This window comes from Aestuariivivens insulae, from assembly GCF_022662195.1.
Lineage (GTDB): Bacteria > Bacteroidota > Bacteroidia > Flavobacteriales > Flavobacteriaceae > Aestuariivivens > Aestuariivivens insulae.
This window is the reverse complement of sequence record NZ_JAKMCS010000021.1, coordinates 13761-29204: the sequence shown is the minus strand read 5'-3', so window position 1 is coordinate 29204 and position 15444 is coordinate 13761. Positions and strand designations below refer to the sequence as shown.

General features: G+C 38.0%; 13 protein-coding genes. 7 read left to right on the top strand and 6 right to left on the bottom strand.

From position 1 onward, the window contains the following. Window positions 1-6: 6 nt before the first annotated feature. The 4 genes from MR062_RS16760 (at window position 7) to MR062_RS16745 (ending at window position 5898) form a co-directional block, all read left to right on the top strand. Window positions 7-933, top strand: a complete 927-nt coding sequence (locus MR062_RS16760) for an ROK family protein (RefSeq protein WP_242206402.1) — start codon at window positions 7-9, stop codon at window positions 931-933. A gap of 84 nt (window positions 934-1017) precedes the next feature. Beyond that, complete coding sequence (locus MR062_RS16755; protein ID WP_242206400.1) at window positions 1018-2379, top strand: sugar porter family MFS transporter; 1362 nt, start codon at window positions 1018-1020, stop codon at window positions 2377-2379. A 217-nt stretch (window positions 2380-2596) separates the two neighbouring features. Beyond that, complete coding sequence (locus MR062_RS16750) at window positions 2597-5377, top strand: GH92 family glycosyl hydrolase (protein WP_242206398.1); 2781 nt, start codon at window positions 2597-2599, stop codon at window positions 5375-5377. 284 nt (window positions 5378-5661) lie between these two features. Then, the gene (locus MR062_RS16745) at window positions 5662-5898 is read left to right on the top strand and encodes a glycoside hydrolase domain-containing protein (protein ID WP_242206397.1); all 237 of its coding nucleotides are present in this window, start codon (window positions 5662-5664) and stop codon (window positions 5896-5898) included. A 685-nt stretch (window positions 5899-6583) separates the two neighbouring features. On the opposite strand, the gene MR062_RS16740 is transcribed toward MR062_RS16745, so the two are convergent. The 3 genes from MR062_RS16740 to MR062_RS16730 are packed head-to-tail and all read right to left on the bottom strand — an operon-like array spanning window position 6584 to window position 9184. Continuing rightward, window positions 6584-7717: a glycoside hydrolase family 18 protein gene (locus tag MR062_RS16740; RefSeq protein WP_242206395.1), complete on the bottom strand. Its 1134-nt coding sequence runs from the start codon at window positions 7715-7717 to the stop codon at window positions 6584-6586. Window positions 7718-7724: 7 nt separating this feature from the next. Beyond that, window positions 7725-8093 (bottom strand): TfoX/Sxy family protein, encoded by a 369-nt coding sequence (locus MR062_RS16735; RefSeq protein ID WP_242206393.1) that lies wholly within the window; start codon window positions 8091-8093, stop codon window positions 7725-7727. A gap of 2 nt (window positions 8094-8095) precedes the next feature. Further along, on the bottom strand, window positions 8096-9184 hold the full coding sequence (locus tag MR062_RS16730) for a heparan-alpha-glucosaminide N-acetyltransferase domain-containing protein (protein WP_242206391.1): 1089 nt from the start codon (window positions 9182-9184) through the stop codon (window positions 8096-8098). A 135-nt stretch (window positions 9185-9319) separates the two neighbouring features. Here MR062_RS16730 and MR062_RS16725 point away from each other — a divergent pair, with 135 nt between their 5' ends. The 3 genes from MR062_RS16725 to MR062_RS16715 are packed head-to-tail and all read left to right on the top strand — an operon-like array spanning window position 9320 to window position 12710. Beyond that, window positions 9320-10678: an alanine/glycine:cation symporter family protein gene (locus MR062_RS16725; protein WP_242206389.1), complete on the top strand. Its 1359-nt coding sequence runs from the start codon at window positions 9320-9322 to the stop codon at window positions 10676-10678. Between the two features lie 57 nt (window positions 10679-10735). Next, on the top strand, window positions 10736-10990 hold the full coding sequence (locus tag MR062_RS16720; RefSeq protein WP_242206386.1) for a DUF4212 domain-containing protein: 255 nt from the start codon (window positions 10736-10738) through the stop codon (window positions 10988-10990). A gap of 19 nt (window positions 10991-11009) precedes the next feature. After that, the gene (locus MR062_RS16715; protein WP_242206446.1) at window positions 11010-12710 is read left to right on the top strand and encodes a sodium:solute symporter family protein; all 1701 of its coding nucleotides are present in this window, start codon (window positions 11010-11012) and stop codon (window positions 12708-12710) included. 79 nt (window positions 12711-12789) lie between these two features. On the opposite strand, the gene MR062_RS16710 is transcribed toward MR062_RS16715, so the two are convergent. The 3 genes from MR062_RS16710 to MR062_RS16700 form a co-directional block, all read right to left on the bottom strand. Beyond that, complete coding sequence (locus MR062_RS16710) at window positions 12790-13380, bottom strand: outer membrane beta-barrel protein (RefSeq protein ID WP_242206385.1); 591 nt, start codon at window positions 13378-13380, stop codon at window positions 12790-12792. A gap of 100 nt (window positions 13381-13480) precedes the next feature. Further along, a complete protein-coding gene (locus MR062_RS16705; protein ID WP_242206383.1) occupies window positions 13481-14446 on the bottom strand; it encodes a transketolase family protein in 966 nt (321 codons plus the stop codon). A gap of 18 nt (window positions 14447-14464) precedes the next feature. Continuing rightward, window positions 14465-15310: a transketolase gene (locus MR062_RS16700; protein ID WP_242206381.1), complete on the bottom strand. Its 846-nt coding sequence runs from the start codon at window positions 15308-15310 to the stop codon at window positions 14465-14467. Between the last annotated feature and the right edge of the window lie 134 nt (window positions 15311-15444).

Sequence of the window (15444 nt, the reverse complement as noted above, 5' to 3'; positions counted from 1 at the left end):
AATTAGATGAGCAAAAACATAGCCATTGGTGTTGATATAGGTGGAAGCCATATCACAAGTGCAGCAGTAGATATTAATACCCTTGAAATCATTTCGGGAACAACACATTCTGTAAAAGTCAATAATAAAGCCGCAAAGGAAGACATTCTTGAGAACTGGAGCCAGGCCATTAATAAAACCATAGCCGATGTTTCCAAGACAACAGATATTAATATTGGATTTGCTATGCCAGGCCCATTTCATTATAAAACTGGACTGGCCATGTTTGAAGGTAATGACAAATATGAAAACCTCTATAATGTATCCATCCCCGATGAATTGGCAAAATATATTAACGCCGGTTCGGTAAATATGCGGTTTATTAATGATGCTACAGCCTTTGGGGTAGGGGTCTCTGCTATGGGTAAAGCTAAAAACTATAGTAAGACCATTGCTGTTACTTTGGGTACTGGATTTGGTTCTGCCTTTATAAAAGATGGCGTGCCTCAGGTTAATGCTGATGATGTGCCCGAGGGAGGTTGTTTATGGGATAAACCCTATAAGGATGGAATAGGAGATGATTATTTTTCAACACGTTGGTGTATCAAACGCTATTATGAGATAGCTTCAAAGCAAGTCCATGGCGTGAAAGAAATTGCTGAAGCTAATGATGCCGATTCAAAGCAGGTTTTTACAGGATTCGGTTCTAACATGGCAGAGTTTATGATTCCTTTTCTTCAAAAATTCAAACCAGAGCTTATCATATTAGGGGGGAATGTATCTTTGGCCTACGAATTCTTTCTGCCAGTTTTAAAACAAAAGATCAAAGAGGCTGGGTTGCTTGTCGATTATGAAATTTCTAAGCTCATGGAAGATGCTGCCATAATAGGTAGTGCTAAACTATTTGATCCCCACTTTTGGGGGCATGTGAAAAATGATCTACCTAACCTTTAAGCTATATATCAAATGAAATCGTTTTTCCTTTACCCTTTAATAAAATATAAAACATTGATAATCATTAATTAACATTGTTGTGCTATGAACAAATCCATTCAAAAAACCAATATGTCTTATGTGTATTTAGTTACCATTACTGCCTCATTGGGAGGCTTATTGTTTGGTTACGATACAGCCGTTATTGCAGGGGCCATAGGCTTTTTGCAAACTAAGTTTGAACTCTCTGCGGCCATGACGGGGTGGGCAGCATCAAGTGCTATTTGGGGTTGTGTGTTTGGAGCTATGTTAGCTGGTTATTTTAGCGATAAGTACGGACGAAGAAAAGTACTTTTTATGACAGCCGTTCTTTTTTCAATTTCTGCAATAGGGTCTGCAGTTCCTAATACACTTTCACAGTTTGTTATGGCCAGGTTTATTGGCGGAGTAGGTGTAGGAGCGGCTTCTATGCTTTCACCTTTATATATCTCTGAAATAGCCCCGGCTAATAAGAGGGGCATGTTAGTTACCCTCTACCAATTGGCTATTGTATTGGGGATTAACATTGTATATTTTATTAATTTAAAAATAGCAAATTATGGAACTGAAACTTGGAATATTGAAAAAGGATGGCGTTATATGTTAGGTTCAGAAATTATACCGGCAGCATTATTCTTTGTTATGTTGTTAATTGTTCCAGAAAGCCCACGTTGGTTGGCCTCAAAAAATAAAACAGATGAAGCCTCCAAAATACTTAACAGAGTAAATGGCAGTAGCCAAGGAGGTAAAGTTTTAAATGAGATTAAAGAGGCGCTTAAAGAAGAAAAAGGCACATTAAAAGAGCTATTTTCTAAAAACCTTAGACCAGCATTGATTGTGGGTATGGTACTGGCGCTTTTTTCACAAATTACAGGGATTAATGCCATTATTTATTATGCTCCCGAAATTTTTAAAAACATGGGATTCAGTACTGATTCCGCCTTATTTCAAACGGTTATTATAGGAGCCATAAATACCATTTTTACTTTTGTGGCAATTGGTTTCATAGACCGGGCAGGGAGAAAGACCTTATTGCTTTGGGGTTTATCTGGAATGGTTGTGTGCTTGTTTGGCGTTGGGATTATCTTCTACACGGGGCAAACGTCAAGTATATGGACCTTAATTTTTATTTTAGGTTTTGTGGCCAGTTTTTCATCATCGCTGGGGCCTATTCCTTGGGTCATTATTTCAGAAATTTTTCCCACCAAGACAAGAGGTTTGGCAATGTCTTTCGCTACGCTTGTGCTTTGGCTGGGAGTTGTGGCCATAACACAGTTTACACCCATAATGTTAAAAGACCTAGGAGGAGCATTTACGTTTTGGGTGTTTATGGTGAACACTTTAATTTTATTGATTTTTACCTTTAAAATGATTCCAGAAACAAAGGGAAGAACATTGGAAGAGATTGAAAAAAGTTGGAGAAAGTGAGTTCATCAATTTATAAGGTAGTAATAGATAAGATAGTAAGAAGTACAAGATATTAACTTTGAAAAACGAGAATTTGGTCTTGATTTTATGTTAAACTTAAAACTTCTATATGTTAATTTATCATTGATTGAAAATAGTTGGTTAAAATGAAGTGGTAGTCATCTGTTTACTGGATGTTATTGTTTAATAATAATTAAAAAATATTGAGAATAATTAGATGAGAACAAAGTACTTAAAAAAAGAGGGTAAATATTTTATAAACCAATTTAAATTGGTGTTAACTATAATAGCAACAATAACTTTTATTAATCTGTTACATGCAGGTCCAGGAAATATTGCCAATAAGGCAAAAGCCACTGCAAGTGCCAGTTTAAATTCAGGACTTGATATTAGCCAGGTAAATGATGGTGTGGTACGTTATGCTATTTTGGGTGAATGGGCCTCGGACAGCAAAATGAATTTCTGGGGAGGAGTAAACTATCCATGGATGCAACTCGACTGGGATAGCCCGCAAACCATCAATAAAGTTGTGTTTTACGATCGAACTACTTTACATTCGCACACGGCCGGAGGGACATTATATTTTAGTGATGGCACCCAAATAAGCGTTACGGCCATTCCTAATGATGGAAGTCCGAAAACAGTTGTTTTTCCTGATAAGAAAGTAGAATGGATTAAGTTTCAGGTAACCGATGGCAATGGTGATTATTTGGGATTGTCGGAAATTGAAGTATTTCCTGCACCAGCCGATTATGAAGATTACGTATCATGGGTAGACCCCTATATCGAAACCACAAGGGGACGCTATTTTTATTTTGTTACGGGCAGCCGTCCGTTCGGGATGATAAGTGCTGCACCAATGACCAGAAATAAAAACCAAATGGGGGGTGGCTATAACTATAATACAACTGAAATTTTAGGGTTCCCTCAAGTACATGGTTGGATGTTATCGGGGTTAGATCTTATGCCTACCACGGGTGAAGTTGATCCGTCATTGGGAGAACAAAACTGGAAATCGCGCTTTTCACATGACGATGAAATTGTTCAGCCCGGATACCATAAAGTCTTCTTGGAAGATTATAATATATGGGTAGAGCAAACCACGACCGATCGTGTAAGTTTGTACCGTTTCAAGTATGCTAAAGATGCAGTATCGAACATCTTGATAAATCTTGGTGGGTATATTGGTACCAGTACGATGACTGATGCTAAAGTAACGAAGATTAGTGACACCGAAATACATGGTTCTGTAAACACCATGGGCAGGTTATGGGGAGGCCCCGATAATGTTACCTTGTTTTTTGTGATTCAGTTTGATAAACCTTTCGAAAAAATGAACGGTTGGGCGGATACAGAAAAATATGAAAATATAGAACATGTTGTTGGAAGTTCCAAAAGAATACCGAGAAGACCAAAAGGGTGGACCTATTACGATGCACCAACCTCTGGAGTAAGTGCGGTTTACAATGTTAAGGAAGGAAGCGAACTCAAGGTGAAGATGGCCGTCTCATATACCTCAATCGAAAATGCCAGGAACAATTTAGAACAGGAATGTAACTATTGGGATTTTGATCAGGTAAGAAAAGAAGCCAAAGAGGAATGGAACGATTGGTTGGGTAAAATTGATGTGAAAGGAGGCTCCAATGCTCAAAAAATTAAATTTTATACCGATTTGTGGCACGTGCTTTTAGGACGGCATAAAATTGATGATTATAGTGGGGATTATCCAGATTATACCGAAGGACACAGGAAAGGATCACATACCCTTGATGCCAAACTAAAAGTAAGAACCTTACCTAAAAAAAGCGACGGAAACCCCAAGTTTCATATGTACAATTCGGATGCCTTTTGGTTAACCCAATGGAACTTAAATATTTTATGGGGATTAGCATGGCCTGAGGTACTGGACGATTTCTCTGCCTCCTTGGTTCAATACGCCGATAATGGCAAACTTTTGCCAAGAGGACCTAATGTAGGAGGCTATTCCTATATTATGACAGGTTGTCCCGCTACGCCTTTAATTGTGTCTGCTTATACCAGAGGTTTGCTAACCAAGGTAGACCATAAACACGCCTTTAAAGTCATGAAGCAAAACCATATACCGGAAGGGATGTTAGGGGCAGATAACGATTATATTGAAAAAGGCTATTTTGTTAATAATGCAGGTAGGACTTTGGAAGCAGCCTTTCAGGATTGGTCACTGGCACAAATGGCTTTAGGATTAAAAAAGCAGAAAGATGCCGCCTATTTTCTAAAACGATCAGAGGGGTGGAAGACATTATTTAATAAACAACATCAACTGATTTTCCCAAAAGACAAAAAAGGAGAATGGTTACATACCAATCCGTTAAGCGGGCAGGGTTGGGTTGAAGCCAATGCCTGGCAGGCGACTTGGTCGGTGTCCCATGACATTTCAGGGTTAGCAAAGCTTATGGGAGGTAACGAAACACTTTGTAATAAGTTAAATTATGCATTTGAACAAGCGGCTCCCACCGATTTTGTTTTTGCCTATAGTAATGGTTATGTTAGTTATGCTAACCAACCGGGGTGTAGCAATGCTCATGTGTTTAATCATGCCGGAAAGCCATGGTTAACACAATATTGGGTGCGTAAAGTTAATGAGCAGGCCTACGGGGCCATAACGCCAGATAAAGGCTATGGGGGACATGATGAAGATCAAGGACAAATGGGAGGCGTAAGTGCTTTAATGTCTTTAGGGCTCTTTAGTTTGAAGGGGAACACAGCATTACAACCCGTATATGAAATAACAAGTCCGGTTTTTGATGAGATAACAATTAAATTAAATCCCGATTATTACCAAGGGAACCGGTTTGTAATTAAAGCGTATAATAATTCCAAGGAAAATATGTATATCCAAAAAGCCCAGTTAAACGGAAAGGCGTTAAACCAGTATTGGTTTGAACATACCGAATTTTCAAAAGGAGGACAGTTGGAATTATGGATGGATGCCAACCCGAATAAAAATTGGAGCAAATAATAGCATTCATCCAAAATGTATGTTTTGTGTTTAATACAAATTTTAGATTAATTTTTTACTAGAATGATATGCAAACTTTTTTATTTAAACTTACTTTCCTTATATTTTATATTAGATGTATATATACATATGAACATTAAAAAATAATATTCTACATACGATCAAATTTTGTTGTATTGTACATTTTTGTAATACTTATACATTCTAACAAATGTTTAATTAACTTTAAATTATATGATAAAATAATTACTAAAAAAAACAGTATTACGGTTCTACACCATATCATGGTTGGGAAAGGCGATGAAGACGAAGGCCAAATGGGAGCCTGGTTTATAATGAGTTCGATGGGGCTTTTTGAAATGAATGGCGGTGGTGAGGCCGAACCTTTAGTGGATATCAGTAGCCCTTTATTCGAAAAAATAACAATTCATCTGGATAATGATTTTTATGAAGGAAAGATTTTTGTCATTGAGGCTAAAAATAATTCTAATGAAAATATTTATATCAATCGGCAAAACTAAACGGAAAGGAACTAAACGGCTTTCAGATTAAATTTAAAGATATTGTAAACGGTGGTAAATTGGAGTTACGTGAGGGCAACACCAAATAAGGAATGTGGACGCTAAAAATAATAATACTGTAATTAATAAAACATAAATAATGTTTAAGAGTAAGTTTGTAGCTTCGAGTAAAATTATGCAAGAATTTTGTATCGAGAAGCATGTCACTTTAAGTGGTACCGACGTTAACTGTCGGTATGTATCGCGAAGTACTTTTAGTGTGCCTGCCGGTCGACAGATAGGTTTTTAATACATTAAACCACAGTTTTTGGTATGCTTACTGAGGAGAGTATTTTATCCAATATTCACGTTAATGGAGACCTTTTAAGAGAGATTTTTTTTCCTGTAAGCATTAGACGTAACTTTCATTAGTTTTTTAAACTGGAGATTAAACTGAGGTGTGTTCTGGTAACTAACCGGATAAAAATGATATTTCAGAAATATCCATGTCAGAATCGATTAATAGTTTACAAGCATGCCCTATTCTGACTTCAGCTAAGAAGTCAGAATTTTTTTTGTTCATCGACTTTTAAAGTGCCTGCCAAATTTGGATGGAGAGACTACGTGCACTTAAAAATTAGGTTTCGACTGCACTCGACCTGTCATTGAGATCGTTTTTATGACGGATTACGGATATTCAGAAATGTTACAAGCTATTGATCACTTCACCATAAATAGCATCCAAGAGTCCATCTTTTTTATCGTCTGAAGTCAATTGCCAAAACATGATGCCACCTAGTTGTTTCTCTTTAGCATATTTTGTCTTTAAACGCACAGAGGTGGCATCATCATATGAAATAAAAATGCTGTCTTTGGCATTATATAGGTAAGGTGCTTGCGCGGTTGAGTCCCAGTATTTAACGAAGCCATTCATGTTTTCTTGGTTAGCTTTAATGCCCCTGTAATTGGCCCAGCCTTCCCAAACGCCAGTGTTGGATTGAAACAATCCGTTGTTCTCAGGTGGTACTCCTTTCCATCCGCGACCGTAAAAAGCGGCTCCTATAATCAGTTGTTCTGGTTTGACACCAAGGGATTCGCAATAGTCCACAATAGCTTTGGCAGAGCGGTTATTAACTTTTGGGTTATTGGTTTGGTAAGGACTTAAATTGGTATGGTGGTTCGTAATGGGCGAACCTCCTGTGGCATAATCGTAAGTCATGAGGTTCATGTAGTTGGCATATTTCATAACTTCAAGGGTTTCAATATGCTCAAAATACCTATTCCAAGCTGCAGCCGCAAAGGTTAGGGACATATGGGTGTTGGTCTTGTCCAAAGCCTCACGGAGTTCTTTCATTAAAGCGGTGAAGTTTTCTTTATCTGTTGGCCTATGTGTATTACCAGCCCCTTCCATTCCTGGATATTCCCAATCTATATCTATACCATCTAAATTATATGTAGTAATGAATTCAATAGCACTTTTCACAAACCCTTGTCTTAAAGCGGGGTCGTTGGCCATATCCGAAAAACCACCACTACCGCCCCAACCACCACAGGCAATCATAACTTTTAAATGAGGATGTTGTTTTTTATAGGCTACAAGTTTTTTCAGATCTTCAGAATAGCGTTCATTTTTAAACTGCATTTTATGGTCTATAACCTGTGTAAATGAAAAAATAATATAGGTTAATTTTTCAAAAGGAATAGCTTCAGGGGGATAATCGTTGGAAGGGACATAATAGGCCATAACCGCAAAGGAAGGTTCTTGAGGGGGGGGGGTACAAGCAAAAAATGAGATTATGGTAACGCACAGTAATAAAAATTTTATTCTTGAATATGCCATGGTGTTTTTATTTTTGATTTTTTGGTTTACTGGCTTTGGCCAATGGGTTAAATGTAATGCATAGGTCTAACCAATAACTTAAATCATTATCGGTATCAAAACCTTCGGGTGTTACAAAAATATACCCGCGCATGGGACGACCGGTAAAGTCCATGGGGAGACATTCAGGCTTGTTCAATTCGTCTTCATAAACGGTATTTCCTATACGTGCCATCAGTAGGCTGTCGCCATATGTTTTATCAATATGAATACCACATAACATTTTATCATCCACTTTAAAACATAGGCCGCCCATCATTTTTAATTCAGTAAAAACAATATGCTTGTCATTTAATTGTTGTCTAATACGGTCTGCTAAAAATTCATCGTAAGCCATAGTTAATGTTTTATCTTGTCTATAACCCTTCTAAAGACACCATATATGAAGGCGTTGGTTTTAGCATAGTGAAATGCAATGCAACATACTATTGCCATAAAAACAATCGCCCCAATTAGAGCTTCGCCAGGAGTTAACGATTTATAAAAATAACGTTTTAAACCATAACCTGTATAGCTGCCATAAAGTATAATGAAATGAATAACATAGATGGACAATGTTTTTTGTCCAATTTTGGTAATCAATGACTGTTTTAAAAAACGCTCAAAAGTGTAGAATAGTGCAAAGATCACCAAAACATTACCAAAACGGGTAAACAAATAATTGTAGTTGGCCGAAGCATTTAATAATTCGAAATCGGTAATGTGGTATAACTTGATTAAAAACCATGAAGAATAATTTATAAGGAGTAAACCAATACCCAAAAAAGAGATAATGGTAATGAGCTTAAATTTAGGTTTGTTCACATGCCTAAAAAATATCGTGGCCAGCCAAGCGCCATAGGCAGTATAGCCAAACCAGGGTAATATGGTAAACACAGAACCGTTGTGCTTGCTAATATAGTTTTCTAAAAAAAGAGGAAGAGTGGGTAATGATAATTCCCTGTAAAGCGGTTCGGTTAGAAAACAGGCCGTACCTGTTATGGCTAAAACAGTTGATAAGACATAAGTGTTTTTTTTTAACAAAATATGCAATCCCACTAATAGAATTAGTGATAAGCCAATGCATTGCAAAACATCTACAGCTAAAAAGTGATAGTTAAAATGGCCAGAAAACCAACCTATAATATTGATACGAAGACTGTAACCAATACCAATTAACAACAGCCCCCTTAATACCCCTTTTTTAATTCTTGGTTTGTCATCCCCTTTATCGTAAGCCCTAAGTAATAGGTACATAAAGACCAACCCCGAAATGGTAAAAAAAGTGGGGGCGGTAATGCCCCGAAAATATACCCAAATAGAATAAATGGTATTGGAGGGGTCTCTGTAAATAGGGTCGATTAGAGTATCTATAAAATGCCCTTGCAGCATCATTAAAATGGCAAATGCCCTAACGGCATCAATAAAGTACAGCCTAATGGTTTGCAAAATAATTGGTTTGGGTAGGGTAAATATACTCAGCTAAAATGATATATTAATAAAATATTTTCATCTGTTAATATTTATTTGTTCTTTTATGGTCAGATGCAATTGGCATGGCTTATTTCAGATCAATACAATTTTATGGAGCAATTCCTAAGTGATTTTTCATCATTTGTGTGGGGCTTACCTTTGCTGGTACTTTTAATAGGCGGGGGGCTTTACTTATTAATTCTATCAAAATTTTTACCCTTTAGATATTTGGGTCATGCCATTCAGGTAGTACGTGGGAAATATGATAATCCTAACGATTCTGGGCAAATAAGTCATTTCCAGGCTTTAACAACTGCGTTATCCGCTACGGTGGGTATGGGTAATATTGCTGGAGTTGCAGTAGCCATTTCAATTGGAGGGCCGGGAGCCATATTTTGGATGTGGGTAAGTGCCATTATTGGGATGTCCACCAAATTTTTTACTTCGGCACTGGCTATCATGTATCGAGGTAAGGACAGTGCTGGAGATTTACAGGGCGGCCCCATGTATTTTATAGTTGAAGGCTTGGGAAAGGTTTGGAAACCATTAGCCGTAATGTTCAGTATTTGTGGTATGGTAGGGGCGTTGCCTGTATTTAATGTGAATCAATTAACACAGGCTATTAACGATATTTTATTAAAGCCTAATGGTGTTGAGGTAGGACTGTTCTCTAATTTCGTGGTTGGATTGGTTTTGGTCGCTATCACATCGGTGGTTATTCTAGGTGGATTAAAGCGGATAAGTAAAACGGCTTCGCGGTTGGTGCCGGCTATGGTACTGTTGTATTTTGTTTCGGTACTAATTATTTTGATGATCAATTTTGAAGCGGTTCCCAAATATATCCTTATGATATTTACCGATGCCTTTTCAGCAAGGCATTTTACTGGTGATACCTTTTTAGGAGGTATGTTAGGTGGGTTGATTCTATTGGGCATCCGTCGTGGCGCATTTTCCAACGAAGCAGGAATAGGAACAGCACCTATGGCACACGGCGCTGCAAAAACCAACGAGCCCATTCGTGAAGGCTTGGTGGCCATGTTGGGACCGGCAATAGATACCTTAGTAGTTTGTACACTAACGGCGCTGGCTATTTTAGTAACAGGAGTTTGGCAAACTACCGATGCCAATGGAGTGAGTTTAACCGCTTCGGCCTTTGCTAATGCCATGCCTACTTTTGGGAATTATATACTATTGTTATGTATCGCGGTCTTTAGTATTTCATCCTTATTTTCCTATTCGTATTACGGTACCAAATGTATGAGTTTCCTTTTTGGAAGCCATAAAAGCCACTATTACAATTATGTTTATATTGTAAGCATTATTTTGGGTGCTACAACAACATTAAGTATGATGATAAACTTAATAGACGGAGTTTTTGCCCTTATGGCCATACCAACCATGACGGCAACATTAATCATGGCGCCACGAGTAGTGAAAGAAATTAAAGTCTATTTTCAAAACCTTAAGTAAGGATTTAAAATGTAAAGAGATATAACACTAAACCAGAATAAACCAAACCTTAATTATATGACAAAAAGTAATGCACAAGCCTATTGGAAAGAAAACATCAGGTATGTTTTAATTCTTTTGGCGATATGGTTCCTGGTATCCTATGGCGCGGGAATCCTATTTAAAGATGAACTCAATCAAATAAAAATTGCAGGCTTTAAGTTAGGCTTCTGGTTTGCCCAACAAGGTTCGATGTATGTGTTTGTTATACTCATATTTATATATGTTCGCTTAATGAATAAACTCGATAAAAAATATGGATATGATGAGTAGCATGATCGTATTGGAAGGCATAGGGGTTCAAAAGTGGACCTATATTATGGTAGGGTTAACCTTTGCGATATACATCGGAATTGCTATTTGGTCCAGAGCCAGTTCAACTAAGGATTTTTATGTCGCTGGAGGCGGTGTTTCTCCTTTGGCCAATGGCATGGCAACAGCGGCCGATTGGATGAGTGCCGCTTCATTTATTTCCATGGCTGGGATTATCTCGTTTGCCGGTTACGATGGTGCCGTTTACCTTATGGGGTGGACCGGTGGCTACGTGTTGCTGGCATTACTGTTGGCGCCTTACTTGAGAAAGTTTGGTAAGTTTACCGTACCCGATTTTATAGGGGACCGTTATTATTCTAAAACGGCACGGTTAGTCGCTGTGTTTTGTGCACTATTGGTGTCGTTTACTTATGTGGCGGGACAAATGCGGGGTGTAGGTATTGTATTTTCAAGGTTTCTTGAAGTCGATATCAATACAGGAGTTATTATAGGGATGATTATTGTGTTGTTTTATGCGGTTTTAGGAGGTATGAAAGGCATTACTTATACACAGGTTGCCCAATATTGTGTGCTCATTTTTGCCTTTATGGTACCTGCTATCTTTATTTCCATACAAATGACGGGAAATCCAATTCCCCAATTAGGCTTTGGTAGTCAATTGGCGGATGGCTCTGGAACCTATCTTTTGGATAAACTGGACGGGTTGAGTACGCAGTTAGGTTTTGCCGAATATACCGAAGGCTCCAAATCCATGATAGATGTTTTTGCCATAACCTTGGCACTAATGGTCGGTACCGCAGGATTACCCCATGTTATTGTCCGGTTTTTTACTGTGAAACGGGTCCGGGATGCCCGGAAGTCGGCAGGAATAGCATTGTTGCTCATTGCAATATTATATACTACAGCACCTGCAGTAGCTGTATTTGCAAGAACCAATTTGATTGAAACCGTATCTGATAAGCCTTACGCTAATGTTCCAGATTGGTTTACAAAGTGGGAAACTACAGGCTTAATAACGTTTACCGATAAGAACAATGATGGAAATATCCAGTATTTGGCCGATAATAATAAAAATGAATTGGTAGTAGATAGAGATATTATGGTACTGGCCAATCCTGAAATTGCTAGACTGCCCAATTGGGTTATTGCTTTAGTGGCTGCAGGAGGCTTGGCAGCGGCATTATCAACAGCAGCCGGTTTGTTATTGGTGATATCGGCATCGGTATCTCATGATTTAATTAAAAAAATTATTAATCCTAAAATTTCTGATAAAGGTGAATTAGTAGCAGCCAGGTTATCGGCTGTTGGTGCAGTTTGTGTAGCTGGCTATTTTGGAATCAATCCACCAGGATTTGTAGCAGCGGTGGTAGCCTTGGCTTTTGGTTTGGCGGCGGCATCGTTCTTTCCAGCTATTATCCTTGGGATTTTTTATAAACGTATGAATAAAGAAGGTGCTATTGCTGGTATGGTAGTAGGTATTGTGTCCATGCTGTTGTATATGATAAAGTACAAGTTAGGGTGGTTTGATGAGACCCTACCAGATAAGAGCGAATGGTGGTTTGGTATATCGCCAGAAGGCTTTGGTACAGTAGCCATGCTACTTAACTTTGTAGTGTCTATTACCATAATGAAGTTTACTTCACCTCCTCCCGAGGAAGTACAGGATATTGTTGAAAAGATTAGGATTCCAAGTGGGGCTGGAGAAGCTACAGGTCATTAGGATTTAAGACAATAAAAAAGACCTGACGGATTTTCGGTATCTGTCAGGTCTTTAAAAATTGTTTTTATTTTTTGTTTGTTTATAGAATAAACGAGAAACTTAAAATAAGTTGGTCTGGTCGCGTATCTAACCTGCTTGGTGTAATGCCGCCTTGGGTTTCAATAAAAGTCGCTTCATTTTTACTAAAACCTCTTTCGTAACGTAGGTCTATACCCAATCGTTTTATGTTAAGCCCAATACCAAAATTCAATCCAATAGTGAAATCGTTTTCTATGTCATTAATTGAAATGCCATCGTATTCGGTATCCAAAATATACTGAAATGCAGGGCCTCCAAAAACACTAAGTGGCCCCAAAACTTTAACGCCCACTAATAATGGTGCATCGAGCTTTTCCATTTTAAAGGAGTCGTTATCATAATCACTTTTAGTACTGGTATAGACAAGTTCTGGCTTAAAGTAAATCTGATTTCCAATTTTTCCAAAAATACCTAAGTGGTAGCCAACATTTCTGTCCGGGTTTTTAGCATTCTCCTTTATGGATTCGAAATACTTTTTGCCGTTGGCATTGTAGTTTAAACCGCCTTTAAAACCAAAGCCAGTAGACGATTGGGCATTAATGGTTGTTGTAAGTAGTATGGCTAGTAACGGTAATAAAAATAATTTTTTCATAATGAATAAGTATTTTAGATTTAGGGTTGTGTATAATCAAAAACGCTGCCAAAGCTATTTTATTTTCCTTGGCAGCGTTTTTTTGGTCGTATAATAATGTTTATACATTAATGCTTTTTCTTTGTAGCACAGCTTCCGCTTTTGCTACAATGGCATTGCTATCCAGTCCGTATTTTTTCATAAGTTGGGCTGGTGTTCCCGATTCACCAAAGGTATCATTGGTAGCTACAAACTCTTGGGGTGTTGGGTTGTTTAACGCAAGCGTTCTAGAGACGCTTTCACCTAATCCACCTAAGTAGTTATGTTCTTCACAAGTAACAATACAACCTGTTTTAGATACCGATTTAAGAATAGCTTCTTCGTCTAAAGGTTTAATGGTGTGAATATTGATAACTTCGGCAGAGATGCCTTTTTCAAATAATACTTTTGAAGCTTCTAAGGCTTCCCATACCAAGTGACCTGTAGCTACAATAGTAACGTCGTTACCTTCGGTTAATTGAATGGCCTTTCCAATTTCAAATTTCTGGTCTGCAGGAGTAAAAATAGGCACAGATGGTCTACCAAAACGTAAATAAACAGGGCCTTGGTAATCTGCAATAGCTATAGTAGCTGCTTTAGTTTGGTTGTAATCGCATGGGTTGATAACCACCATACCAGGTAGCATTTTCATAAGGCCTATGTCTTCAAGAATTTGATGGGTAGCCCCATCTTCACCAAGTGTTACGCCAGCATGGGATGCACATATTTTTACATTCTTTCCAGAATAGGCAATAGATTGACGAATTTGATCGTAAACACGCCCTGTAGAAAAGTTAGCAAAGGTTCCAGTAAACGGAATTTTACCACCAATGGTTAAACCGGCTGCGATCCCCATCATATTGGCTTCGGCAATACCTATTTGGAAAAAACGCTCAGGATTTTCTTTAATGAATTCGTCCATTTTTAATGAGCCAACTAAATCGGCACATAATGCTACAACATTAGGATTGGTTCTTCCCAATTCAGCTAAACCAGCACCAAATCCACTTCTTGTATCTTTCTTTTCTGTATATGTATAAGTTTTCATGTCTTTTGTTTTGATGGTTTAGTAATCGCCTAATGTTTCTGGGTTTTGTTCCAAAGCTACCGCGAGCTGTTCATCATTAGGAGCTTTCCCGTGCCAAGCATGGGTATGCATCATAAAGTCTACGCCGTTACCCATTTCGGTATGTAATAGTACACATACAGGTTTTCCTTTTCCAGTTTCTGCTTTAGCTTCTGCCATAACTTTTAAGATGGCTTTAATATCATTACCTGCTTCAATTTCTAAAACAGTCCAACCAAAAGCTTCAAATTTACTTTTAATATTACCCATAGGTAATACATCATCAGTAGCCCCATCAATTTGCTTTCCGTTTAAATCTACGGTAGCAATAAGGTTGTCTACTTTTTTGGCCGAAGCATACATGATGGCTTCCCAGTTCTGCCCTTCTTGTAATTCACCATCACCGTGTAAGGAGTACACCAAATGGTCGTCGTTGTTTAACTTTTTAGCTTGTGCAGCTCCAATGGCAACACTCATGCCTTGACCTAAAGATCCAGATGCTATACGAACACCAGGTAAGCCTTCATGAGTGGTTGGGTGACCTTGTAAGCGGGAATCGATTAATCTAAAGGTGTTTAGTTCTTCAACAGGAAAATATCCCGCTCTTGCCAGAACACTATAATAAACAGGTGAAATATGTCCGTTGGACAAAAAGAAAAGGTCTTCACCAATACCGTCCATATCGAAATCAGGTTTTCTATCCATGATTTCATTATAAAGACAAATAAAAAATTCGGTACAACCCAATGAGCCCCCAGGGTGGCCAGAATTTACCTTGTGAACCATGCGTAGAATGTCTCTACGAACTTGAGAGGTTAAATCATTTAAATACTGCGTGTTTGGCATGATATTATTCTTAAATTTTTCAAGCCACAAAAATAGATTATTATGAGTGTTTTACAAAGCAATAATGCGGTATTTTACGTAAAGGTTTAAGTAGTGCGAATATGTTTGTTTTTTTTGGGATAAAATATGTACGT